The following is a 21,495-nucleotide window of genomic DNA, read 5'->3' as shown; positions in this document are numbered from 1 at the left end:
GTTGCCGCAATCAAACGGCCGAACGCGCTTTGCGCTCATGATCGGCGTCCAAATAAGCATTCGCTTGCATCATATAGAGCTCCGCATACATCCCGTTCTGCTGCATGAGCTGTTGATGATTGCCCTGCTCGACCACGGAGCCTTGATCCATCATGAGGATATGGTCGGCGTACCGGATGGCGGAGTAGCGGTGAGAAATGAAGATGCCCAACCGATCGCGGACCAGTTCCCGAAACGCCTGGAACACCTGCAGCTCGGTTTCCGGGTCGAGCATGGAGCTGGGCTCGTCCAGCACATAGAGCTCGGCTTCGCGCATGAAGGCTCGGGCGATGGCAATCCGCTGCCACTGTCCACCGGAGAGCTGCTGCCCTTCGTCAAACAAGCGTCCGAGCTGCGTGGCAAGGCCTGCGGGCATCGATCGGACCAACTCGGCGATGCCCGCCCGATCCGCCGCCTTCCACAATTCGGCGTCGTCCTCCATTTTGGCGACGTTGCCAAAACCGATATTTTGCCGGACCTGCATCTCATATTGGACAAAATCCTGGAACACGACGCCGACCTTGCGGCGAAACGCTTCGCAGTCCATATCGCGGATCGAGACTCCGTTGATGAGAATCTCTCCTTCAAAGGAGTCGTACAGCTGCGTCAGCAGCTTCATCAGCGTTGTCTTCCCGGACCCGTTGCGCCCTACAATCGCGAGTGTTTCTCCGCGCTGCAGGGTGAAGCTGACATTACGCAGAGCCGGATAACTGCTGCCGGGATAACGGAAAGACACATTGCGGAATTCCACCGATTGGATGACAGGCGCATTCGTCGCACGGGAAGCCTCCGAAGCTCCGATTCTTCTGGCGGCAGGATCGGAGGACTGCAGATCCAGGAAAGCGAACAACTGCTGTAAAAATAAATTGTGCTGGCATAAGGAAAGGATGCCCTGCGTCAGATTTTGCGACGAAACGAGGGTTAACGTAATCGCTTGGGTATAGCTGACCACATGGCCGATCAAAATTTCGCGCTTAAAGGCGGACCATAAGACCATGAGAAACATGAAAGCGTTGACCCCTTGCTGGATCGCTTGAAAAATCGCTCCCATGCCGAGCCGCTTTTTGATCATGCGTTTGTCTTCCGCCAAAAATTGACGCAGCAGCTCGTGATATTTGCCGAGCAAATAACCGCCCAGTTGAAACAGCTTGATCTCCTTGAAAGAGAGATCCCTTGTCAGCAGCACGGACAAATACCAGGTATGCCGCATTTTCGGGGCCCGGTTCCATTGAAGCATAAACTCCTGCTGCCCGATCCTCAGAAACGAATAGAAGGAGGTCAAGGGAATGAGGATCAGGAGAAAAGCCGCCCACCATTTCCACGAAATGAGCATAGCCGCGGTCGAGAATAACGTAATGGAAGCCGTAACAATGGACAAAATCTGCTGCAGGATTTGATAAGGCCGATGACCGGCCTCGTTCTGGGCGCGTTTCAGGGCGTCCTGCACCTGGGAGTTCTCAAAATCGCTAAGCGAAAGGGAAATCGACTTCTCCATAATGAGCATGTTGATCCGATTGCTGAGCAGCGTTTCAAATAATTTGCTGATGAAATTTTGAGCCAGCGACAGCGCTTCATTAAATGCGGTAAACGTAGTGAGCCAAATAAAGGGCCAAAGCACGGTCTGAAAACCCGTATCCCAAGAGGTGCCTATGCTGTTGATCAGGGTTTGGAGCAGCAGCAGCGAGATGACCGGCGAGGCGCCGCGCAGAATGTTAATCACTAGAATAAGCAAGAAATACGGTTTGTGCGTCTGCCACAGCAATTGGAACACGCGGGGCCAATAGCGAAAGGATTGCACAATATTCGTTAGATTTACGGTTAGGGATGCTTCTTCCGCAGCCGAGCTCATGGCTGATTCCTCCTCACATGCTGCAAGCTGTATAGCGTATGTCTGACCAGAGTCAACACCTTCTGCTCTTCTTCTCGTTGGATGCCGAACAGCCGGTTTAGATGCATATGGATCACGCTTTGCATCAGATCCTCTTGAGTATTGGTCAAGGTTCCTTCCGCTTGGCACAGCCGGATTCCCTCGACGTACCGGGCTATCGCCTCGCCGCGGGCTTGGAGCATCGGCAGGATGACCGCTCCGTCAGGGAGATGGCGAAGCTGGGCAAAGTTTCCTCTGGCATCCCCGAATTTCATAAGAAACGGCCGGTGCTGACGGAACAGCTCCAAATGCTCCTTATGCTGTACCATCGTGTTAAGCCAGTCGAATTGCTCGAAGAAGGACAGCCCGAATCGTTCCATCATGTCAATGACGCTGATGACAGCCAGCAAGTGCGGGTCCAGGCTGAGGTGTCCCGATTGTCTGGCGTGAATCCATTCGGCCACGACCCGGCTGTCGACACAGAACAGCCGTTCCGCCGTCCCTATCAACGTCCGGCCCCCGTACCGCTCGATTTCCGGATCGTAAGTATCGATCACCAGGCGGGACAAGAGTCCGTCTTCCACGCACTGCCGCGTAAACCGGTACAGCTGCGGCAGCAGCACGGTGTGAAGCTGCTCGGGATGGCCGCAGAAACGCCAGCGAAGATGCGGATCGGGATCGGCATAGCGCATAAAGAAGCTGCCGGCAGCCCATCCTTGCTCCTCCGCCTGGCGGCAAAACTCCAGCAGAGGTCCTCCGATAAAAGCGTCGGCGCGATGATCCGCACCGTACCATTTCAGATACAGCCATTCGCTGCCCGGCATTTTCAATCTCTCCGCGAGGCGGATGGAGGGGGAGGCGAGAGTTCCGCCGAGATCCGGCTGCGTGGAAGCTTGCGGCAGATCCCGTTTGACGAGAGGAAAGACAAACTCGGTCACGTAGTGCCCGTCTGCGCTCTCGGGCAGATGCTCAAACGCAAAGCCGGTTTCGGTTAAGACGATTTGCCCCCCAGGCTGAAGCTTCGTATAATCCCGATACACTTCGTCCCGATGAAGCGGGGAGTCGAGATCCAGCAGCAAGCGGTTATCCGATTGGGTCAAATAAACAAAGCGCGGAACATTCCATTGCTTCCGGTACGCCTCGAACGCTTGGCGCCACTGCGTCTCCGTCATGTTCCCGCGAAAAGGTGGCAGGTCCCCGTTAAACTTCCAGCAGGCCGCCGCAATGATCGTTTTGCTGTACCTTACCCGCGGCAAGAAAGGAAGAGTTCTTAACTCGTTCCACTCAAAAAAATCAATGTTGCGCTGGTTTTCCATCGATATTTCACGCAAAAACCGGTAGACGTTAGGCGAATTCGACGTATTCAGCATGTGGTTTGTCACCGGAATAACTCTTCGGTTTTTTGCCAGAGACCGCAAATAAAAACCGCTCGCAGAAATACCGACGACCAGATCGGAGAGCGGAATCGTATGCTCCGGATCTTTGGCCGAATTGGTGCCGATGTCGATTTCGTATTCGCGAATGTTCGTGCTCAGAGCGACATTAGCCGCGCGGCCGTCTCCTGGGAAATAAACGAGCTCGGCGAGGATCGCTTCGGGCTGAAGCTTTTGCTCCAATCGGTCAATTTGCTTGAGCTTGTCCACAAAGGAGGAATCAAATAAATCGACAAACCGGCCGACGGATTTGCCTGCACCGTAGGTGCCCGTCGTTCCTCCGGCAATCAGGAGAAAGTCACCCTCCTCCACCGCTTGGCCGGATCGGGCGGCAAGGCCAAAAACCAATTCCAACGACCGTGGCGCGTACTTTTCCTCCATCGGCACAGGTTCGAGCTGCATCACCATGTTGTCGGTCAGCTCCAATTCCTGCCGCCCCTGCTGGAGGCATGTCATGACCCATTGGGTCAGCAGCATCTTTTTCTTTTGCTGGGCGAAGGAAGGGGTGTTGTCTTCCTTGCGGTTGCCCCGGGGATATTCATATCCGGCCGGAGCGCCAAGCCCGATGTCTGCGTCCAGCAGCTCCAGCAGGGGAACCTCGCGGTAAGCCCCGTATTTCTCCATGAAATCGGCGCGGTAGCTTTCCAGATGTGAAAGTCTCAGCCGTTCCCCGGAGATTCGCCAAAGCGCTTCGCCGACACGCTCGATCTCCTGCGCAACGGATTTGGGGAGGGTTAACGTCTCCATCGAGAGGGCCAGATCCACTTGCAGGAGATTATCCGCTTCGGCAACGGATTTCATATGCTCAACAAGCTCATGATATAATGGCTCGCCTTGCCCGATTTCCGTACGGTTATAGCTCGCGATGAGGGCTGCGGCGGTTTCTAGCTTCGTCCTCTCGTCTTCCACACCGGTGACATCGGCTAAACGCTGCAGTACGTAATCGAATGGCGAAGCGGTCATGAGAGGCGGGCGCAGGTCCGTGATGATGATTTCCTGCTGAACCAGCTGCCACAGAAATTGGTTTATTTGCTCGAGTGACGTATCGGAAAATTGGCTGTGCAGCTTCAGTGCCAACTCGCAAAAGGGGAGGGGCTGACGGGTAAGCTCCATCACCTGCTTCACGGCCGGAGTAAGGCGAACGGAGGTGCTCTCCATAGTGCTTTTGCTTTTCTGCTTGACGCCGTACTTGGTCAGGTAGGGCAGGTAAAGGCGGGAGCCTACGGGATAAGCCAAACAATTGAGACTGACCTTTAACTGCTTGACGACGTCAAACCGGCTCTCCAAGTCGGACAGCACTTTCAGCAGCCACTCCATATCAGGGCGGGCTCGTTTGGTGTGGGCCGTTACGGGCTGAAGCCCGAACGCATACCGCTCCCCGAAATTTCCGTATGTAACCCCAGAAAATAAACCAAAAGGCGTCGGACGCGAGGTCATACGCAGCAAATAGCGCAGAAAGCCTTTTACGGCCTGATCTTGTTTGCGCGGATGCTCCTGGTTGGTTAGATTGGGCAAAGCCTGAAGCAGCGGCAAGCTGGATACGGCAATGGCTTCCCGGATGATAGGCAATTCGGCGTAGGCGGCCAATTTCTCGAACCATGGCTTGCGGCTAACCGCCTCATCCTCATTTGGATCGACAGAAAGGTTCTGGAATAGTTCCACCGGCAATAAAGGCATCCTCAAAATAAAAAAATCAAGCGCCTGAAAAACGCTTGGATGTGCATGAGCTTGCGTTGGTTGAGAGGGGGCCACTTGAACTGACATGTCGTCTCACCTTCCGTTATCGAGTCGTAAGAGATACTTCGGAAGAACGCGAACGTTCCTCCGAAGTAGGCTGTAGGAACACGCGAAAGTTTAGCAGCTGCCGTGGGTGTAGCCGCACTGATGTCTGCCGGTAAAGCAGTTCGAGCTGAAGCAAGTATCCGTGAAGCATTTGGAAGAGAAGCATTGAGAACTAAAGCAAGTGGACGTGAAGAGGCCGATGTTTTGGTTTACCGAATTAACCGATTTCACTTCAACATCCAGGTCGAAAACGTTGTTTGCCATACAGATTTTCTCCCTTCGAACGGAGAACATTTCTCCGAAGATTGTTGCGGCAGCCGGCGAAAGTGGAAGGAATGGACGAAATTAGCAGCTGTAGCCGTGCGTGTAGCCGCACATATGTCTGCCGGTGTAGCAGTCGGAGGAGTAGCAAGAATCGGAATAACATTTGGAAGAATAGCATTGAGAACTATAGCATTGCGACGTGTAAAGCCCAAAATTCGCGTTTACCGAATTAACCGATTTCACTTGGACATCCAGATCGAAATTGTTGTTTGCCATAAATATCTTCTCCCTTCAAATGTAAAAAAAATTTTTTAAAACAGTTGAAACCGCTTTCGCCTTCGCCTGGACTTGCCGCACGTCAACGTGAATATGGAAGAATATAATTACATAATATTCTTTCAAATCCATATTCGACTATAATATACCGAATAATATATTAATAGTCAATATATTACAAATATTTTTATAAAAGTTAGTATAGTTATTCAACGCGCAAAAGTGTTGAAACATCAAAGAACACGCGCGTTAAAAGGGATGTTTGCGCGAATCATGGAGGTAGTTTAGTATGTGAACTGTTACAAAAAGGAATCATAGTTTGTTTTATCCAAGCCATAAAGGAGTGTTCCACATAAGATGAAAACATAGCTTATTCGTTAGAAATGCAGCGTCGCGTCATACTATTTTGAAAACGTTTACTTTTATGTAGAGAGTAGAGAATGGTTTCAGGAGGAATAGAGATGAACAATGCAGCGTTATTATCTGAGATCAAACCGTCGGCGTCCTCGCGAACGACCGACTTGTTCGAGAAAATGCAGGAGCATGAGCAGGTGCTGTTTTGCAATGACCCCGCCACGGGTTTGAAAGCGATTATCGCCATCCACGATACGACGCTCGGCCCGGCTTTGGGAGGAACGCGGATGAGGCCCTATGCTACCGTCGAGGAAGCGCTGGAGGACGTTCTGCGTTTATCGAAGGCGATGACCTATAAATGCGCGGCGGCCGATGTGGACTTTGGCGGGGGAAAAGCGGTCATCATCGGAGACCCGGCCAAGGATAAAACTCCGGAATTGTTCCGGGCTTACGGTCAATTTATCGATTCGTTGAACGGAAGATTTTATACCGGAACGGATATGGGCACGGTGCTGGACGATTTCGTCCATGCGTGCAAAGAGACGAATTGCATCGCCGGGCTGCCCGAGGAATACGGCGGCGGGGGAGAAACGTCGATTCCGACGGCACTGGGCGTTCTGTACAGCATGAAAGCGGTAGCCCGAACGTTATGGGGGTACGAGGATTTGCGCGGCAAGCGGTTCGCGATTCAAGGCTTGGGGAAAGTCGGCTTTAAAGTCGCCGAGCATTTGCTGCAGGAAGGCGCCGATCTGTATGTGACCGATGTGGATCAAACTATGGTAGACCAAATTGTGGAAAGAGCCGGTAAGCTCGGCAGAACTGCGACTGCCTTGAAAGGAGAAGAGATCTACGGCGTAGAGGCCGACTTTTTCGTTCCGTGCGCCGTCGGCGGCATTATTAACGATCACACGATCGGGCAGCTTAAGGTTCAAGCGATCGCTGGCGCGGCGAACAATCAGCTTCTTCATGAAAGCCACGCCCTTGACCTAAAGCGAAAAGGCATCCTTTACGCACCCGATTACGTGGTCAACAGCGGCGGCATCATGCAAGTATCGGATGAGCTGTACGGACCGAACAAAGACAGAGTTTTGGCCAAAACCAAAGCGATCTATCAGTCGCTGCTCCGCGTATTCTCGGAAGCCAAGGAAAAGAACATTACAACGGTCGAGGCGGCGAATCTGATCTGCGAGCAGCGGATTCAGTCCAGAAAAGGAAGAAACAGCTTCTTCTCCCCCAGAAAGCGTGCCAAATGGCAGATCCGCCACTAACCGCAGGTAGGAAACGTAGGAAATAATCACGATTTTCCGGGAGGCTTGTTCTTATGGCTACCGTCAAGCTGTGCAGCTCGAATGAGCTGACCAAATCGGAAGCGTTAAAACAAATCGCGCGTGACGGCTCTGTTGATATTTTGGTGAAGGACTGTTTGGGCAATTGCGGGCAATGTTACTTGGAGCGCTTCGTGAAAGTGGATCAACGAATCATCGTGTTGAACGATGAAGAGGAGCTGTTGGACCAGCTTCTGAAAGCTGCCGCCTCCGAAGCCGACTAAGCTCATTTAACGTACTAAAGCGATTTCGCGTTGACACGCGCATACAGCATTGAACGTTTTTGAAGAGTTCACAAGTTTGCCATATAATAGCATTAACCATAAGGAATATTATTCTAGGAGGTTATAAAAATGGAAATGGATACTACCTTAGTTAGCGAGCTGCAGCAAGATTTTTTCCCGATCGAGGATTTTGAATATATGGAGTTTTACGTTGGCAACGCGAAGCAGGCCGCCTATTACATGAGCCGGGCCTTCGGGTTCAAGATTGTCGCCTTCGCCGGGCTGGAAACCGGTCAGCGCGATCGCGTATCCTACGTGCTGGAGCAGCGGAGAATCCGCTTTGTGGTGACGGGCTCGCTTCAGGAGGACCACCCGGTCACGGAATTTATCAAGAAGCATGGCGAAGGAGCGAAGGACGTCGCGTTTCGGGTTGACGACGTTGAAAAGGCTTACGCAGAGGCGATTTCCAGAGGCGGCATTCCCGTGATGGCGCCGCAGGTGCTGACGGACGAACACGGCACCTATAAAAAAGCCATCATCGGCACGTACGGCGATACGGTGCATACCCTAGTGGATCGAAAGAACTATAAGGGCTTGTTCGCGCCGGGATATCAGCCCGTCAACTTCTCGTTTCCGTATCAGGATGCGGGCCTTATCGGGATCGACCATGTCGTCGGTAACGTCGAGGAAATGAACGAATGGGTGTCCTACTACGAGAAGGTCATGGGCTTCAAGGAAATGATTCATTACGATGATGAAGATATAAGCACTGAATATTCGGCTTTGATGTCCAAAGTCATTTGCAACGGCGGCCGCATCAAAATGCCGATTAACGAGCCGGCCACCGGCAAGCGCAAATCGCAAATCGAAGAATATTTGGAGTTCTACAACGGTCCTGGGGTGCAGCACGCAGCTTTATTGACCAACGATATTATCACGACCGTAAAGGTGCTGAAGGAAAACGGCGTGGAATTCCTGGATACGCCGGAAACGTACTATGAAGAGCTGGCGGACCGGGTCGGCAAGATCGACGAGGATATCGAGAAGCTCAAGCAATACCGCATTCTTGTCGACCGCGACGAGGAAGGGTACCTGCTGCAAATCTTTACGAAGCCGCTTGTCGACCGGCCGACCCTGTTCTTCGAAATCATTCAGCGCAAAGGGGCGACCACGTTCGGTGAAGGCAACTTCAAAGCGCTGTTCGAATCGATCGAAAGAGAGCAGGCGCGTCGCGGAAATTTGTAATTTTCTTACAAATCAATAGACTTAAAAGGAAAGGCGGGCGATCGTCACATGATTTCCAGCGCTAAAGCTTTGATGGAGCAGCTCCTCGATTATGCCGGGTTATTTCCGCCCGCCGCCCTGCCTCTGGAGCAGGCCATACGCAATTACGCGGCTTACCGGGACGGACAGGATACATGGATGCTGGGCCGGTTCATCATCCCCGCTGTGCAATTGGAGGAGCTAACTCCGTATATGCCGATGTTTTCCGGGGACCGGCCGCTGATGCTGTCGGTTCTTGGAACCCGCAGCCGGGATGCGGAAGAATGCCTTCGGCTGTTTGGCGATACTTTGCGGCAAACGGAGGCTTTCCGGGGGAAGCATGGTTCGTCGGTAAACATCGACGTGCTGGAGCTTCCTCTTCCCCCTGCGGGTGCGGACCGTCGGTTACTGGATGAGATGGCAGCCGGAGCATCGGAACACGGCCTCCGGCTTTTCTTCGAATGGACGTTTCCTTTGAACGGCGAATGGGGCAGCCGGATCGAAGAAGGCCTTGACGCGGTGAAGTATTGCGCCAGCCAAGGCGGGATGCAGCCGGGCGTAAAGCTGCGGACCGGAGGCGTCACCTCCGACGCGTTTCCGTCGCCGGAGCAGGTGGCCGCCGTCCTCGTCGGGTGCAGGGACCGCCAATTGGCGTTGAAGTTCACAGCCGGCCTTCATCACCCGGTTCGCATGTACCGGGAAGAAGTGAAGACCGAGATGCACGGCTTCCTTAACGTGTTTGTCGCAGGGATGCTGGCGCATGTTTACAAGCTGGGTCGCGACAAAACCGCCGAAATTTTGGCAGACAAGGACCCCGACAGCTTCGTCTTCCTCCCGGATGCGTTAGGCTGGAGAACGCTTACGCTTTCGACCAATGAGGCGCGGAGGCTGCGCAATCAGGCGCTGTGCTCCTACGGAAGCTGCAGCTTCGACGAGCCTCGCGACGAGCTGCGGGAGCTAAAATCAATTGAATAAAAGGAGCCGTGAAGATGCTGCGCTCATTTGTTGAGGTTGCTCCGGAATCGCATTTCCCGATCCAAAATCTTCCCTACGGAGTCTTCCGCTCCCGTAACGGCGGAACTCCCCGGATTGGCGTAGCCATCGGGGATTACGTTCTGGATCTTGCCGTCCTCGATCAGGCAGGCAGCTTCGCTAGGACGGAAGCGGCCGGAAAGGGAATATTCGAGCAAGCGTCGCTGAACGCGTTCATGGCGCTGGGCCGCCCGGCCTGGCAGCAGGTCCGCGCGGAAATTCAGCGGCTGCTGTCAGCCGACGAGCCGGAGCTTCGGGACAACGCGGAGCTGCGGGCCGCCGCCCTGCTGCCGCAGAAGGACGTGGAGCTGCTGCTGCCCGTAGAGATCGGCGATTATACGGATTTTTACGCTTCGCGGGACCATGCCTTCAATGTAGGAACGATGTTCCGGGGGAAAGACAATGCCTTGATGCCCAACTGGCATCATCTCCCGGTCGGGTACCATGGCCGGGCCAGCTCGATCGTGCTTAGCGGGACCGACGTGCGCCGCCCGCAAGGGCAGATGAAGCCGCCGGATGCGGCGGCGCCTGTATTCGGGCCGAGCCGACAGCTGGACTTTGAGCTGGAAATCGGCTGGTTTATGGGGGCAGGCAATCCGCTCGGTATTCCCATCCCCGTCGAACGGGCGGCGGAGCATATTTTCGGACTGGTGCTCGTCAACGATTGGAGCGCCCGCGATATTCAGGCTTGGGAATACCAGCCGCTCGGACCTTTTCTCGCGAAAAATTTCGCGACATCGATTTCGCCCTGGGTTGTGCCGCTCGATGCCTTGGAGCCGTTCCGCATCCGCGGAAGCCGGCAGGAGCCGGAGCCGCTTCCTTATCTGAAGCAGGAGGGAGCGCACGCCTTTGATATCAAGCTGGAAGTATACCTGCAAAGCGCCGATATGGAGCAGGCCGAGCGGATCACAGAGAGCAATGTCAAATACCTGTATTGGAGCATGGCGCAGCAAATCGCTCATCATACGGTAGGCGGCTGCAACCTGCGAGCCGGGGATTTGCTGGCCTCCGGGACGATCAGCGGACCGGATAAGGCAAGCCGGGGATGCATGCTGGAATTGGCCTGGCGCGGGGCCGAGCCTCTTCAGTTAAGCGATGGCGTCAAACGGGTCTGGCTGGAAGACGGCGACCGGCTGACCATGACCGGCTACGCTCAAGGCAACGGGTACCGCATCGGGTTTGGCGAGGTGACGGGCCGGGTTCTCCCTTCGTTGAAATAAACAAGCGCAACTTAACCAAGGAGGTCGTACAAGATGCCGTTCTACCATCGGATGGGGCAAATTCCCAATAAAAGACACGTGCAGTTCAGAAAAGAAGACGGTTCGTTGTTTCGCGAGCAAGTGATGGGCACGAAAGGCTTCTCCGGCATTCAATCGATCCTTTACCATCACGGAGCGCCGACGGAAATCGTCAAAGCCGAATACCTCGGTGCGTGCAGCATTGAGTACGAGGACGACAACGTGCTCGGATACCGCCATTTTCAGACGGGCGCGGCTCCGAAGCAAGGTGATGGCGTTCAGGGGAGAACGTACGTTCTTGGTAATGACGATATCCTGCTTGCCGTGTCGAGTCCTACGGAACCAATGAATTATTATTACCGCAACGGCGACGGCGACGAGCTTCTGTTCGTACATTACGGAACAGGCAAGGTCGAGTCGATGTTCGGTACGCTGCGCTACCGTCCGGGCGATTATATCGTCATTCCGATCGGTACCATCTACCGGATCGTGCCGGATGGGGAAGACACCAAATTTTTGGTCGTGGAAACGAACAGCTGGATCAGCACGCCGAAGCGTTACCGCAACGAGCACGGTCAGATGCTGGAGCACAGTCCTTTTTGCGAAAGGGATATCCGGCTGCCGGAGACGCTGGAGACGCACACGGAGCTCGGGGAGTTCGAGGTGCGGTCCAAGACGAGAGGCGCGCTGCATTCGCATATTTACAGCCATCATCCGCTGGACGTCGTCGGCTGGGACGGTTATCTGTATCCGTACATTTTCAACATTGCGGATTTCGAACCGATCACCGGACGCATTCATATGCCGCCTCCGATCCACCAGACGTTCGAAGGGCATCAGTTCGTCGTCTGCTCCTTCGTCCCGAGAATGTACGATTATCATCCGGAAGCCGTTCCGACGCCTTATTTTCACAGCAACGTGGACAGCGACGAGGTGCTCTACTATGTGGAGGGCAATTTCATGAGCCGCCGGGGCATCGAAGAAGGGTCCATTACGCTTCATCCGTCAGGCATTCCTCACGGACCTCATCCCGGCACGATCGAGGCGAGCCTGGGCAAAAAAGAAACGAAGGAATTGGCGGTCATGGTGGACACTTTCCGTCCGCTCAAGGTCGTCAAGGCAGCCCATACCATCGAAGACAAAAACTATCTTTACAGCTGGTCCCATAAATAATACGGCGTGGTGGTGGCATAGTGCGGCGGAATAACGTGCGAAGCGAGGAAGAAATCCATCAGTTATTCGAAGCCATTTTATCGTTACAAACGAAGGATGAATGCTACGATTTTTTTTCCGATTTGTGTACGGTAAACGAGGTCAAAACAATGGCTCTCAGGCTTGAAGTCGCAAAGCAGCTGCTCGAAGGGGCTACTTATTTGGATATTATCGAGGAAACCCACAAAGGCAGCGCCATCATTTTTCGAGTCAAAAATTGTCTGAACCACGGAAGGGGAGGCTTCCGGACCATTTTGGAACGGTTGAATAGGCACGGCAAACAGCCATGAGAAAAACGGCACGCCTGCCGCAAGAAGCGTTCTGACGGCGAGACCGATGGATGAGAAACGAAGCGTTGAATCGTTATGGAGCTTGCACTCGTGCAGCCCGGTCTCCCGTCGAATGCTTTCTTCTTTATTTTGAATACGCTTACATTAAATTGATTTCGCGCGTCTTACGATTCCGTTCGTGCAGGAGGAATAGTTATGGTAACGAGAAAACCATCGTTTTTCATGTCAAGCGCGCTCATTGCGGTTATCGTCATCATTTTGGCGGTAAGCATTCTTCACTATCAAGTCGCTCCGCAAATCCCCATCTTGATGGCATCGATCCTTCTCTCTTTGTATGGTTTAAAATTAGGATTTGCCTGGAAACAGTTGGAGTCGGCTATCGTCAAAGGCATTTTGTACGGCCTTCCCTCGATCCTCATTTTGTGTTTGATCGGGATCTTGATCGGGATATGGGTATTGAACGGAACCGTTCCGACCTTGTCTTATTACGGCCTGCACATTCTTTCGCCCAGCTATTTTCTCGTATCGGCGGTGTTAATTTGCGGAGTCGTCTCCGTGCTGACAGGAAGCTCCTGGAGCGCCATCGGCACGATGGGCGTTGCCTTGATGGGGGTCGCCTACGGCATGGGAATTTCCCCCGCTATGGCGGCAGGGGCCATCGTTTGCGGCTCCGTCTTCGGTGATAAAATATCGCCTCTTTCGGATACGACGAATCTTGCCTCCGCGACGGCCAAGGTGCCTATTTTCGATCATATCCGGCATATGCTGTGGACGACGATTCCAAGTTTGGTCTTGACGCTGATCTTGTTTGCTTTTTTTTCCATATCCTCCGACCGTGCCGCAGACACCTCCGGCATTGAAACGATGATCCGTACCCTCAACGAACGCTTCACGATTACTCCTCTGACCCTGCTCTCGCCGCTCGCGATTATCGTCCTGGCCTTCAAACGGTTCGATGCCATTCCAACGCTGGTTGTCGGTTTATTGGTCGCCATCGCGACGGCCTTTTTTACGGTTCCCGGCGTTTCGGCAGGACGGCTCATGAGCGTCGCGCACTTTGGCTACAAATCGGAAACGGGAGTTGAAGCTATCGATAAGCTGCTGTCGCTAGGCGGGTTATCCAGTATGATGTTTGCCGTCTCGCTCATCCTCCTGGCGCTCGCCTTCGGCGGTCTTGTGAAAGAAATCGGTCTGATTCATACGATTATCGACCGGATTCAGAGTCTCTTGAATAAAAAAGGAAATGTCATCAGCGCTACGGTTTTTTCTTCGATCGGGGTAAATGTCATTATCGGGGAATGCTACTTGTCCATTATTTTGCCCGGACAGATGCTGGAGTCTGCGTATAAACGGCTGAAGCTTCATCCGAAAAATTTGTCCAGAACGCTGGAGGATGCCGGAACCATCGTCCATCCGATCGTTCCATGGGGAGTTTCGGGCGCCTTTATTATGGCTACGCTGAATATCGGCATGGAGTATGTTCTTTATTCGTTTATGTGTTTTATCACGCCCTTGTTGGCGATCGTGTTCGGCTATACCGGGTTCGCCATAGCGCCGCTCGGCGAGGAAGCCGAAAGAGGCGCGTACGAGGAAAAGTTCGAGATCGGAATGAACAACAGCGGTTTGTAGACTGGAAAGAGTTTGCTGGCGTTGGGGCAGCAAGCGCGAAGGCGGTTCGCCGGAGGAGAGGTCCGGCGGATCGCCTTTTTGCGGTTGCCAGGCTACTCTTCCACGTAATCGTCGCCGGACGAATCGTGGGTCGGGTGCGCGTCGGGATACCCGCGGGAGAGGCCTGCGTGAAGCTCACGGTTCTCGTAAGTAAACTGGTTGTACGAGCGCTGGTCCTCCCGCCACGGCGTGCTCTTGCCGAGCGATTCCGTAAGAAGGCTGCTGCCGTAAGGGCCTTCCGGAAATTCCTCCGCCGTCAGGTCGTTGCGCTGGGATTCCACTGTGCCCAGATCGGTGTATTTCTTCTGCGGCGCTTCGCTCATAAATCCGTCTTGGTTCGTGTCGTTTGGACTCATGCCCGATTCCTCCTTTCAGTAGGCAAGATTGTTTCTCCTAGCTTGCCCTTAAACCGGAAGATTATCCAATTCATGCTTGTCATCCATGACGTTTCGTGGTAATATAAGGCTAATTTCAAACGTGTACTAGAGAGGAAGCACCTCTTACCTATGTCGGGTAAGATGGTGCTTTTTTGCGTTTGAAGCTGCTTTGACCACTTCTTGGGGGAGGTTTACGAATGAATCTGGTGTTTTTGAACAGCTTGGAAAAGGCGACGGAAGAGGGGAACGTCCGTACGGCGCAGGTGACGATCGGCGAGAGCCAGGGCACCTGGATGGTGATGTGGAACGAGACGAGTGAAGACGGCCGCAGAGTGCAGGAGTGCTGGTACGAAGGGCTGAGCTGGGAGGAAATGCTCGCCGTCTTTCGCGAGCGGGTGTTCGCCAAGCAATGCGGCGGCTATAAGCCGATCGTGCAGGTGAACGTAAGCGAAATCAACGTATTGGACCGTCGGACGGCGTATATTCAACGATTGCATTTTTACGGCGAGAAGCATGCCAACGAAGAGCTGTTCGACAAGCTCCGCGATTGGCGCTTTAAACAAGCAAGCCGCGACGGCAAAGCGGCGTATCTGATCGCGACCAACCGGCTGCTCAAAATGATAAGCGCCTTCGTTCCCCACACGGAAGAAGAGCTGCTGCACCTTCCGGGATTCGGAAAAGCCAAAGCTGCCGCTTATGCAGCCGATATCGTCGCCATCACCGCCGGCTTCCAGCGGGATACGGATTTTCCGCTATCGTGGGTGGCGGAATCGATCGATCCGGGAGAGCTGAATGCTTGGCTGCTTCAGGAAAATGAACGGAAGCGGAAAGCCGAGGAGGAGAAGCAGGAGATTAAGCATAAGCTGCTCGAAGCCATTGCGCGCGGGGAGAAGCTGGATGAGCTGCTGGAGCAAACCAAGCTTCAGCGGCGCAATTTGCTGCAGCTGTTCGAAGAGCTGGATCGCGAAGGATACGATCTGGAGAGCTATATTGAAGGGCAGCTTGAGCAGGTGCCCGAGCCGGAGCGCGAGCTGGCATGGAAGGCGTTCCAGCAGCAGGGCGACCGTTATTTGAAACCGATTCTGCAGATGGTCTATAACCAGAAGGAGCTGACTGCGAAAGATACGGACCGGTCTACGAATGGCTTCGCATGCTGCGGATGAAGTTCCGCCGCGAGAACGAACGGAAGACGGTTGAAGCGAGCTGAGGCGCGGGAGCAGGGCAAAAAAACATTGAACAAGCCCGGCGGCTAAGGTAAGATGGACATAGGAATAAGAAGGAGCTGACCGTATGGAGGAGCTTCGGGCTATACTTCACAGCATCATCAAGAACCAGGAAGAAACCAACGCGAAAATTAGCGAGCTGAATCTGCAATTAAGCGCCAAAATCGGCGAGGTCAACACACGACTGAGCGCGAAAATCGATGAAGTTGACACCCGACTCAGTGCGAAAATCGACGCTCTTGACGCGAAGATCGGCACTCTAGATGCGAAGACCGACGCACTAGATGCGAAGATCGACGCTCTTGACGCGAAGACCGACGCCCTAGATGCGAAGACCGACGAAGTCAACACGAGTCTCGGCGCCAAAATCGACTTTCTCGATGCCCGGCTGGATCGCGTCCATCTGAGCTTGCAGAGCCAGATCGACGATGTCGGTTCGGACGTCAGACATATTAAACGGAGCATGCGTTTGTTTGAAAACGATATGGATGCGACCTTGGACCGGATTAAACGTCTGGAAGATCATATGGCCAAGCATCCCGAATGAGGAACCTTTCCTAAGGTTCCTTTTTTGCATGTAAAAAAGGACCGGCTTTCACAGCCAATCCTTTTTGCGGAATAACACAAACATGAAGATACCGACAAGCGCCAATGCAATGACCGCAGCGACTCCACCGTACTCCCAGTGCAGGCCCGGAATATAATCAAAGTTCATTCCATAGACGCCGGTAATGAACGTGAGCGGCATGAAGATGGTCGTCAATGCCGTAAACACGCGCATGATTTCGTTCGCGCGGGAAGCCAGAGAAGACTGATAAGCCTCTCGCAAGTTCGCCATCAAGTCGCGGAACGTATCGAACGTTTCGGATATTTTTACGGCGTTTTCGTAAATATCGCCAAAATATTTTTTAAGCGGCTCGCTGACAAGCTTCAGCTCTTTTTTGTGCAGAGTCGCGATGACCTCTTTTTGCGGAACGAGCACTTTCTTAAGCCATAGTATTTCACTTCGCAGCCCAATGATCTCATTCAAATGCGATTTCTTCGTATGCATAAGAATGTCTTCTTCCAGCTTCTCGATTTTCGCTTCGATCCGGTCCCCGACGTTGGTATAATTATCGACGATAAGGTCGATCAAGTGGTATAGAAACTGGTCGGGAGCCGTAACCTCCTCTTCCCAGAGAATCGGCTTCAAGGCGCGAATTTCGTTGATTTTTTGCCGGGTGATCGTGATGATATAGTGTTTTCCAAGAAAAATATTGAGTGCGCGGAGAAAAATTTCCTCGTCGTCGAACCGGATGCTGTTGAACACGATAAAATAATGCGATTCGTACAGCTCGATCTTCGGCCGCTGCTCTTCTTCCGTCAAAACGTCCTCTATGGCGAGCTCGTGAAGATGAAACAAAGGCTGTAAGACGTCCAAGTCCTCCGGCTCGGCATCAATCCAATAAAAGCCGTGCTGAGGCGGATCGATGGTTTGCGTGATGTCCTCCACTAGTGTAAAAATGCCGTCCTGAACCAAGCGTGCCTTCATAGGTTCCACCCCTCCGTATTGATCGGATGGAACGCTCGGCCGTCTGCCTCCTGCGAGAAAACAGACCCTTAAGCTTCAGTCAGGCGCTATTCGTCATCCTTACGCACAAAAAAACATGCGCATTCTCGAACGAATGGCAGACGATCGGGTTCCAAACGATAGATTCAATTGTGTTTGAACGCAGATGCGACTTCCCGGGTCTCCGTCCATTCGATTGCTGCACCCCTTCTAGCGTGAAATGTCGAATACCTGTATAGTATAACGCGTCATATTCGAGAACACAATGAGTTTGTATTTCATTCGCGCATGGGAATAATTTATGCAAAATCCGGCGGAGTGGTGCGGGTTCGGACGCCATCATTTCATGGGAAAGGTTCCGCTTGACGCTTGCTGTGATTTCGATTACATTAGTATTATCGAAAACAACTGAATAGATTCGGTTTCACACTCTTATCAAGAGCAGGTGGAGGGACTAGCCCGATGATACCCGGCAACCGACAGACCTTTGCGTAAACAACACGTTGATGTTTTTTCAGCATGGCAAAGGAATGCACGGTGCTAATTCTTGCGGAAGCCAGGCGGCTTCTGACAGATGAGAGAGGACGATGTAACTATACAAAGGCCTTTCTCGTGCGATAGAGAAAGGCTTTTTCTTATGCCTTTTTCAGTCGCAGGAGTGCAGGGAACGACGAATCCAATGACCCGAAGGAGTGAGCCCGATGCCCATCAAAGTACCAGATCATCTGCCGGCCAAGGAAGTGCTTGTCAACGAGAATATTTTCGTCATGGACGAGAGCGTAGCGTTTCGTCAAGATATTCGCCCGTTGCGGATTGTGATCCTAAACCTGATGCCGACGAAAGAAACGACGGAGACCCAATTGCTGCGGCTGATCGGCAACACTCCGTTACAGGTTGAATTCATTCTGCTGCACCCGAAAACGCACACGTCCAAAAACACGTCGCTGGAGCACCTGGAGCAGTTCTACAAAACGTTCGAAGACATCAAGCACGAACGGTTCGACGGCATGATCGTTACAGGCGCGCCGGTCGAGCAGCTTGAATTCGAAGAGGTGAATTATTGGGAAGAATTGACGCAGATTATGGAGTGGAGCAAAACCCACGTCACGTCAACGCTGCATATTTGCTGGGCGGCTCAGGCCGGTCTCTACTACCATTTCGGCGTGCCGAAGTATCCGCTTGACGAAAAAATATTCGGCGTGTTCCCGCACACGATCACCACGCCGAACGTGAAGCTGCTGCGCGGGTTCGACGAGCTGTTTCTCGTTCCCCAGTCCCGTCATACCGACGTCCGCCGGGAGGATGTCGCCCGGGTCGAGCAGCTCGACATTTTGTCGGAATCGGAGGAAGCAGGTGTCTACATCGCCGCGACGAAGGACGGGAAGCAAATTTTTATTACCGGACATTCGGAATACGACGCGTGTACGCTCAAATACGAGTACGACCGCGACGTGAACAAAGGAATGGAGATTGCGATTCCGAAAAATTATTACCCGAAGGACGATCCGACCCGGCCGCCGCTCAACACGTGGCGGGCCCACGCGAACCTGCTGTTTTCCAACTGGCTCAACTATTATGTGTACCAAGAGACGCCGTACGATTTGTATAAGGGGGATTATATGATATGAGCAACTGTTCCAAGCCAGAGTTGAAAATCGAGAGCCGCCTCGCGCAGATCGGCTCCCAGGAGGAACCGGTGACGGGGGCGGTCAGCTTCCCGGTATATCAAGCGACGGCATTCCGTCATCCGAAGCTCGGGCAGAGCACGGGATTCGATTACGCGCGCACGAAAAGCCCGACGCGCAAAGTATTGGAGGATGCGATCGCCGAGCTGGAATCCGGGGACGCGGGCTTTGCCTGCAGCTCCGGCATGGCGGCGCTCCAGACGATTTTTGCGCTGTTCAGCCAAGGCGACCATTTGCTTGTTTCCCTCGACTTGTACGGCGGCACGTACCGGATGCTGGAGCGCATCATGTCCCGCTTCGGCGTCACCGCAACGTATGTGGATACGAACGATCTCGATGCACTGGAGGCGAACCTGCGGCCGGGCACGAAAGCGGTTTTGATCGAAACGCCGACCAATCCGCTCATGATGGTCACGGATTTGGCGCTGGTATGCGGCTGGGCGAAGAAAAAAGGCATTCTTTCCATCGTCGACAACACGCTGCTTACCCCGTTCTTCCAACGTCCGATCGAGCTTGGCGCCGATATCGTCATCCACAGCGCGTCCAAGTATCTTGGCGGTCACAACGACGTGCTTGCCGGGTTGATCGTGACGAAAGGCAAGGAGCTGTCCGAGGAAATGGCGTTTCTTCACAATTCGATCGGCGCGGTTTTAGGCCCGCAGGACAGCTGGCTGCTCATGCGCGGCATGAAAACATTGGCGATCCGCATGGAGCGCCACGAGTACAATGCCACCCGCATCGCGACGTTTTTGCAATCCCATCCGCAGGTGGAAACGGTCTATTATCCGGCGCTCGAAAGCCACCCGGGCCATGACATTCAGAAGAAACAATCGTCCGGCAATACTGGGATTTTTTCCTTTAAAATGAAAGACGCCCGCTATATCGAACCGATGTTGCGTCACGTGAAACTGATTGCGTTCGCGGAAAGCTTGGGCGGCGTCGAGTCGCTAATGACGTATCCGGCGGTTCAGACCCATGCCGATATTCCGGAAGACATCCGCCGAAGAGTCGGCGTGGACGATAAACTGCTGCGCTATTCCGTCGGCATCGAGCATGCGGACGACCTGATTGCGGATTTGTCCCGCGCCATCGATTTGGCACAGCAGGAGATTGAAGGAGGGGTACCGGCTCATGGCTGATAAGACGACGCAAGGGACGCATCCGAACGATTATCATAAAGACCGGGCTTTCGCCACGAAGCTGATTCATTTCGGAAGCGAAATCGACCGGACGACCGGCGCTTCCAGCGTTCCGATCTACCAGGCCTCGACGTTCCATCAATTTTCGCTTGATGAGCCTCAGGAGTACGATTACTCCCGTTCCGGCAACCCGACCCGGCAGGCGTTGGAGGATTACATTGCGCTGCTCGAGGGAGGCAAGCGGGGCTTCGCGTTCGCTTCGGGCATGGCGGCGATCTCCGGCGCGTTCATGCTGCTGTCGGCAGGGGATCATGTCATCTGCACGGAGGATGTGTACGGGGGCACGTACCGGCTGCTGACGTCCATCCTGCCTCGGATGAACATCGAGACGACGTTCGTCGACATGACCGATCTGGACCGGGTGAAAGCGGCGCTTAAGCCGAACACAAAAGCGGTGTTCCTCGAAACGCCGTCGAACCCGACGCTCAAAATTACCGATATTGCCGAAGTCGCAGGTTGGGCGAAGGAGCATGGCCTGCTGACCATGATGGACAATACGTTCATGACGCCTTACCATCAGCGTCCGATTGAATACGGCATCGATATCGTACTGCACAGCGCAACGAAGTTCCTGGGCGGACACAGCGATGTGACCGCAGGGCTGGCCGTCGCCGCGAACGAAAGTCTGGGCCGCCGGCTGAAGCAGATTCAGAACGGCCTCGGCACCATTCTCGGCGTGCAGGACTCGTGGCTCCTCATGCGCGGGATGAAGACCTTGAAAGCCCGGATGGAGGCGCATGAGCAAAGCGCCCGGCAGCTGGCGGTCTGGCTGGCGGCCCATCCGTCGATCGAAGCCGTCTATTATCCGGGGCTGCCGAATCATCCCCGCCGGGACATTCACGAGAAGCAGTCGCTCGGCTATGGCGCCGTCGTCTCGTTCGACACGGGCTCCGGGGAGCGGACCAAGCGTCTGCTGTCCAAAGTGCGCATTCCGCTTGTCGCCGTCAGCTTGGGGGCGGTCGAGAGCATTCTTTCCTACCCGGCGATGATGTCGCATGCGGCGATGCCGCGCGAGGTCCGGGTGGAGCGCGGAATTACCGACGGGCTCGTCCGGTATTCCGTCGGGCTGGAGGATATCGCCGATATTATCGAAGACCTCGAACAAGCGTTAGCGGATCAATGAAGTAAAAGCCGATGATTCACGGTATCGTCGGCCAGAATGTCGAAAAAGTGGTGTTGACTGAAATAGAGAAAC

General features: G+C 53.8%; 19 protein-coding genes and 1 riboswitch. Of the genes, 13 read left to right on the top strand and 6 right to left on the bottom strand.

The window, feature by feature from the left end:
* Positions 1 to 10 precede the first annotated feature (10 nt).
* From QJ48_RS23375 to QJ48_RS39535, 4 genes are all read right to left on the bottom strand, one after another.
* Positions 11 to 1,888 (bottom strand): ABC transporter ATP-binding protein, encoded by a 1,878-nt coding sequence (locus QJ48_RS23375; RefSeq protein WP_054975890.1) that lies wholly within the window; start codon positions 1,886 to 1,888, stop codon positions 11 to 13.
* A complete protein-coding gene (locus QJ48_RS23370) occupies positions 1,885 to 5,001 on the bottom strand; it encodes a lantibiotic dehydratase (RefSeq protein ID WP_237763039.1) in 3,117 nt (1,038 codons plus the stop codon). Before QJ48_RS23370 ends, QJ48_RS23375 begins: the two co-directional genes overlap by 4 nt.
* 192 nt (positions 5,002 to 5,193) lie before the next feature.
* Complete coding sequence (locus QJ48_RS39540; RefSeq protein ID WP_162238550.1) at positions 5,194 to 5,385, bottom strand: elgicin/penisin family lantibiotic; 192 nt, start codon at positions 5,383 to 5,385, stop codon at positions 5,194 to 5,196.
* A gap of 81 nt (positions 5,386 to 5,466) precedes the next feature.
* Entirely contained in the window at positions 5,467 to 5,661 is a 195-nt protein-coding gene (locus QJ48_RS39535) for an elgicin/penisin family lantibiotic (RefSeq protein ID WP_054975888.1), read from the bottom strand.
* Between the two features lie 461 nt (positions 5,662 to 6,122).
* Here QJ48_RS39535 and QJ48_RS23360 point away from each other — a divergent pair, with 461 nt between their 5' ends.
* The 8 genes from QJ48_RS23360 (at position 6,123) to nhaC (ending at position 14,228) form a co-directional block, all read left to right on the top strand.
* The gene (locus QJ48_RS23360; RefSeq protein ID WP_054975887.1) at positions 6,123 to 7,283 is read left to right on the top strand and encodes a Glu/Leu/Phe/Val dehydrogenase dimerization domain-containing protein; all 1,161 of its coding nucleotides are present in this window, start codon (positions 6,123 to 6,125) and stop codon (positions 7,281 to 7,283) included.
* A gap of 53 nt (positions 7,284 to 7,336) precedes the next feature.
* The gene (locus QJ48_RS23355; RefSeq protein ID WP_054975886.1) at positions 7,337 to 7,564 is read left to right on the top strand and encodes a DUF1450 domain-containing protein; all 228 of its coding nucleotides are present in this window, start codon (positions 7,337 to 7,339) and stop codon (positions 7,562 to 7,564) included.
* A 129-nt stretch (positions 7,565 to 7,693) separates the two neighbouring features.
* Positions 7,694 to 8,809: a 4-hydroxyphenylpyruvate dioxygenase gene (hppD, locus tag QJ48_RS23350; protein WP_157261733.1), complete on the top strand. Its 1,116-nt coding sequence runs from the start codon at positions 7,694 to 7,696 to the stop codon at positions 8,807 to 8,809.
* Positions 8,810 to 8,857: 48 nt separating this feature from the next.
* Entirely contained in the window at positions 8,858 to 9,802 is a 945-nt protein-coding gene (locus QJ48_RS23345; protein WP_054975885.1) for a hypothetical protein, read from the top strand.
* Between the two features lie 14 nt (positions 9,803 to 9,816).
* Positions 9,817 to 11,079 carry a fumarylacetoacetase gene (gene fahA, locus QJ48_RS23340; protein ID WP_054975884.1) on the top strand — a complete coding sequence of 421 codons (1,263 nt, stop codon included), beginning with the start codon at positions 9,817 to 9,819 and terminating at the stop codon, positions 11,077 to 11,079.
* 33 nt (positions 11,080 to 11,112) lie between these two features.
* A complete protein-coding gene (locus QJ48_RS23335; RefSeq protein ID WP_054975883.1) occupies positions 11,113 to 12,270 on the top strand; it encodes a homogentisate 1,2-dioxygenase in 1,158 nt (385 codons plus the stop codon).
* Positions 12,271 to 12,290: 20 nt separating this feature from the next.
* Complete coding sequence (locus tag QJ48_RS23330) at positions 12,291 to 12,599, top strand: YerC/YecD family TrpR-related protein (RefSeq protein ID WP_054975882.1); 309 nt, start codon at positions 12,291 to 12,293, stop codon at positions 12,597 to 12,599.
* A gap of 195 nt (positions 12,600 to 12,794) precedes the next feature.
* A complete protein-coding gene (gene nhaC / locus QJ48_RS23325) occupies positions 12,795 to 14,228 on the top strand; it encodes a Na+/H+ antiporter NhaC (RefSeq protein WP_054975881.1) in 1,434 nt (477 codons plus the stop codon).
* A 92-nt stretch (positions 14,229 to 14,320) separates the two neighbouring features.
* Here nhaC and QJ48_RS23320 read toward each other — a convergent pair whose 3' ends face one another.
* On the bottom strand, positions 14,321 to 14,623 hold the full coding sequence (locus QJ48_RS23320) for a hypothetical protein (protein ID WP_054975880.1): 303 nt from the start codon (positions 14,621 to 14,623) through the stop codon (positions 14,321 to 14,323).
* Positions 14,624 to 14,841: 218 nt separating this feature from the next.
* On the opposite strand from QJ48_RS23320, the gene QJ48_RS23315 reads away from it, so the two are divergent.
* Both QJ48_RS23315 and QJ48_RS23310 read left to right on the top strand, forming a co-directional pair.
* The gene (locus QJ48_RS23315) at positions 14,842 to 15,807 is read left to right on the top strand and encodes an HRDC domain-containing protein (RefSeq protein ID WP_237763037.1); all 966 of its coding nucleotides are present in this window, start codon (positions 14,842 to 14,844) and stop codon (positions 15,805 to 15,807) included.
* A 127-nt stretch (positions 15,808 to 15,934) separates the two neighbouring features.
* The gene (locus QJ48_RS23310; protein ID WP_054975879.1) at positions 15,935 to 16,414 is read left to right on the top strand and encodes a hypothetical protein; all 480 of its coding nucleotides are present in this window, start codon (positions 15,935 to 15,937) and stop codon (positions 16,412 to 16,414) included.
* Positions 16,415 to 16,462: 48 nt separating this feature from the next.
* Here the strand turns inward: QJ48_RS23310 and corA are convergent, their stop codons facing one another.
* Positions 16,463 to 17,398, bottom strand: coding sequence for a magnesium/cobalt transporter CorA (gene corA, locus QJ48_RS23305; RefSeq protein ID WP_054975878.1), 936 nt, complete (start codon positions 17,396 to 17,398; stop codon positions 16,463 to 16,465).
* A 447-nt stretch (positions 17,399 to 17,845) separates the two neighbouring features.
* A riboswitch (SAM riboswitch) is annotated at positions 17,846 to 17,997 on the top strand.
* Between the two features lie 120 nt (positions 17,998 to 18,117).
* On the opposite strand from corA, the gene metA reads away from it, so the two are divergent.
* Genes metA through QJ48_RS23290 form a run of 3 tightly spaced genes read left to right on the top strand, consistent with a single transcriptional unit; the run spans position 18,118 to position 21,423 of the window.
* Complete coding sequence (metA, locus tag QJ48_RS23300; RefSeq protein ID WP_054975877.1) at positions 18,118 to 19,044, top strand: homoserine O-succinyltransferase; 927 nt, start codon at positions 18,118 to 18,120, stop codon at positions 19,042 to 19,044.
* A complete protein-coding gene (locus QJ48_RS23295; protein ID WP_054975876.1) occupies positions 19,041 to 20,240 on the top strand; it encodes an aminotransferase class I/II-fold pyridoxal phosphate-dependent enzyme in 1,200 nt (399 codons plus the stop codon). Before metA ends, QJ48_RS23295 begins: the two co-directional genes overlap by 4 nt.
* The gene (locus QJ48_RS23290; RefSeq protein WP_054975875.1) at positions 20,233 to 21,423 is read left to right on the top strand and encodes a PLP-dependent aspartate aminotransferase family protein; all 1,191 of its coding nucleotides are present in this window, start codon (positions 20,233 to 20,235) and stop codon (positions 21,421 to 21,423) included. Before QJ48_RS23295 ends, QJ48_RS23290 begins: the two co-directional genes overlap by 8 nt.
* Positions 21,424 to 21,495 lie beyond the last annotated feature (72 nt).

Source organism: Paenibacillus sp. A3 (genome assembly GCF_001399685.1).
GTDB lineage: Bacteria > Bacillota > Bacilli > Paenibacillales > NBRC-103111 > Paenibacillus_G.
This window is presented reverse-complemented; position numbering and strand designations above follow the sequence as displayed.

Excerpts from the sequence above, each read along its gene's own strand:
- QJ48_RS23375 (WP_054975890.1), bottom strand. The coding sequence starts at position 1,888 with ATGAGCTCGGCTGCGGAAGAAGCATCCCTAACCGTAAATCTAACGAAT.
- QJ48_RS39540 (WP_162238550.1), bottom strand. The coding sequence starts at position 5,385 with ATGGCAAACAACGTTTTCGACCTGGATGTTGAAGTGAAATCGGTTAAT.
- QJ48_RS39535 (WP_054975888.1), bottom strand. The coding sequence starts at position 5,661 with ATGGCAAACAACAATTTCGATCTGGATGTCCAAGTGAAATCGGTTAAT.
- QJ48_RS23360 (WP_054975887.1), top strand. The coding sequence starts at position 6,123 with ATGAACAATGCAGCGTTATTATCTGAGATCAAACCGTCGGCGTCCTCG.
- QJ48_RS23355 (WP_054975886.1), top strand. The coding sequence starts at position 7,337 with ATGGCTACCGTCAAGCTGTGCAGCTCGAATGAGCTGACCAAATCGGAA.
- hppD (WP_157261733.1), top strand. The coding sequence starts at position 7,694 with ATGGAAATGGATACTACCTTAGTTAGCGAGCTGCAGCAAGATTTTTTC.
- QJ48_RS23345 (WP_054975885.1), top strand. The coding sequence starts at position 8,858 with ATGATTTCCAGCGCTAAAGCTTTGATGGAGCAGCTCCTCGATTATGCC.
- fahA (WP_054975884.1), top strand. The coding sequence starts at position 9,817 with ATGCTGCGCTCATTTGTTGAGGTTGCTCCGGAATCGCATTTCCCGATC.
- QJ48_RS23335 (WP_054975883.1), top strand. The coding sequence starts at position 11,113 with ATGCCGTTCTACCATCGGATGGGGCAAATTCCCAATAAAAGACACGTG.
- nhaC (WP_054975881.1), top strand. The coding sequence starts at position 12,795 with ATGGTAACGAGAAAACCATCGTTTTTCATGTCAAGCGCGCTCATTGCG.
- QJ48_RS23320 (WP_054975880.1), bottom strand. The coding sequence starts at position 14,623 with ATGAGTCCAAACGACACGAACCAAGACGGATTTATGAGCGAAGCGCCG.
- QJ48_RS23315 (WP_237763037.1), top strand. The coding sequence starts at position 14,842 with ATGAATCTGGTGTTTTTGAACAGCTTGGAAAAGGCGACGGAAGAGGGG.
- QJ48_RS23310 (WP_054975879.1), top strand. The coding sequence starts at position 15,935 with ATGGAGGAGCTTCGGGCTATACTTCACAGCATCATCAAGAACCAGGAA.
- corA (WP_054975878.1), bottom strand. The coding sequence starts at position 17,398 with ATGAAGGCACGCTTGGTTCAGGACGGCATTTTTACACTAGTGGAGGAC.
- metA (WP_054975877.1), top strand. The coding sequence starts at position 18,118 with ATGCCCATCAAAGTACCAGATCATCTGCCGGCCAAGGAAGTGCTTGTC.
- QJ48_RS23295 (WP_054975876.1), top strand. The coding sequence starts at position 19,041 with ATGAGCAACTGTTCCAAGCCAGAGTTGAAAATCGAGAGCCGCCTCGCG.
- QJ48_RS23290 (WP_054975875.1), top strand. The coding sequence starts at position 20,233 with ATGGCTGATAAGACGACGCAAGGGACGCATCCGAACGATTATCATAAA.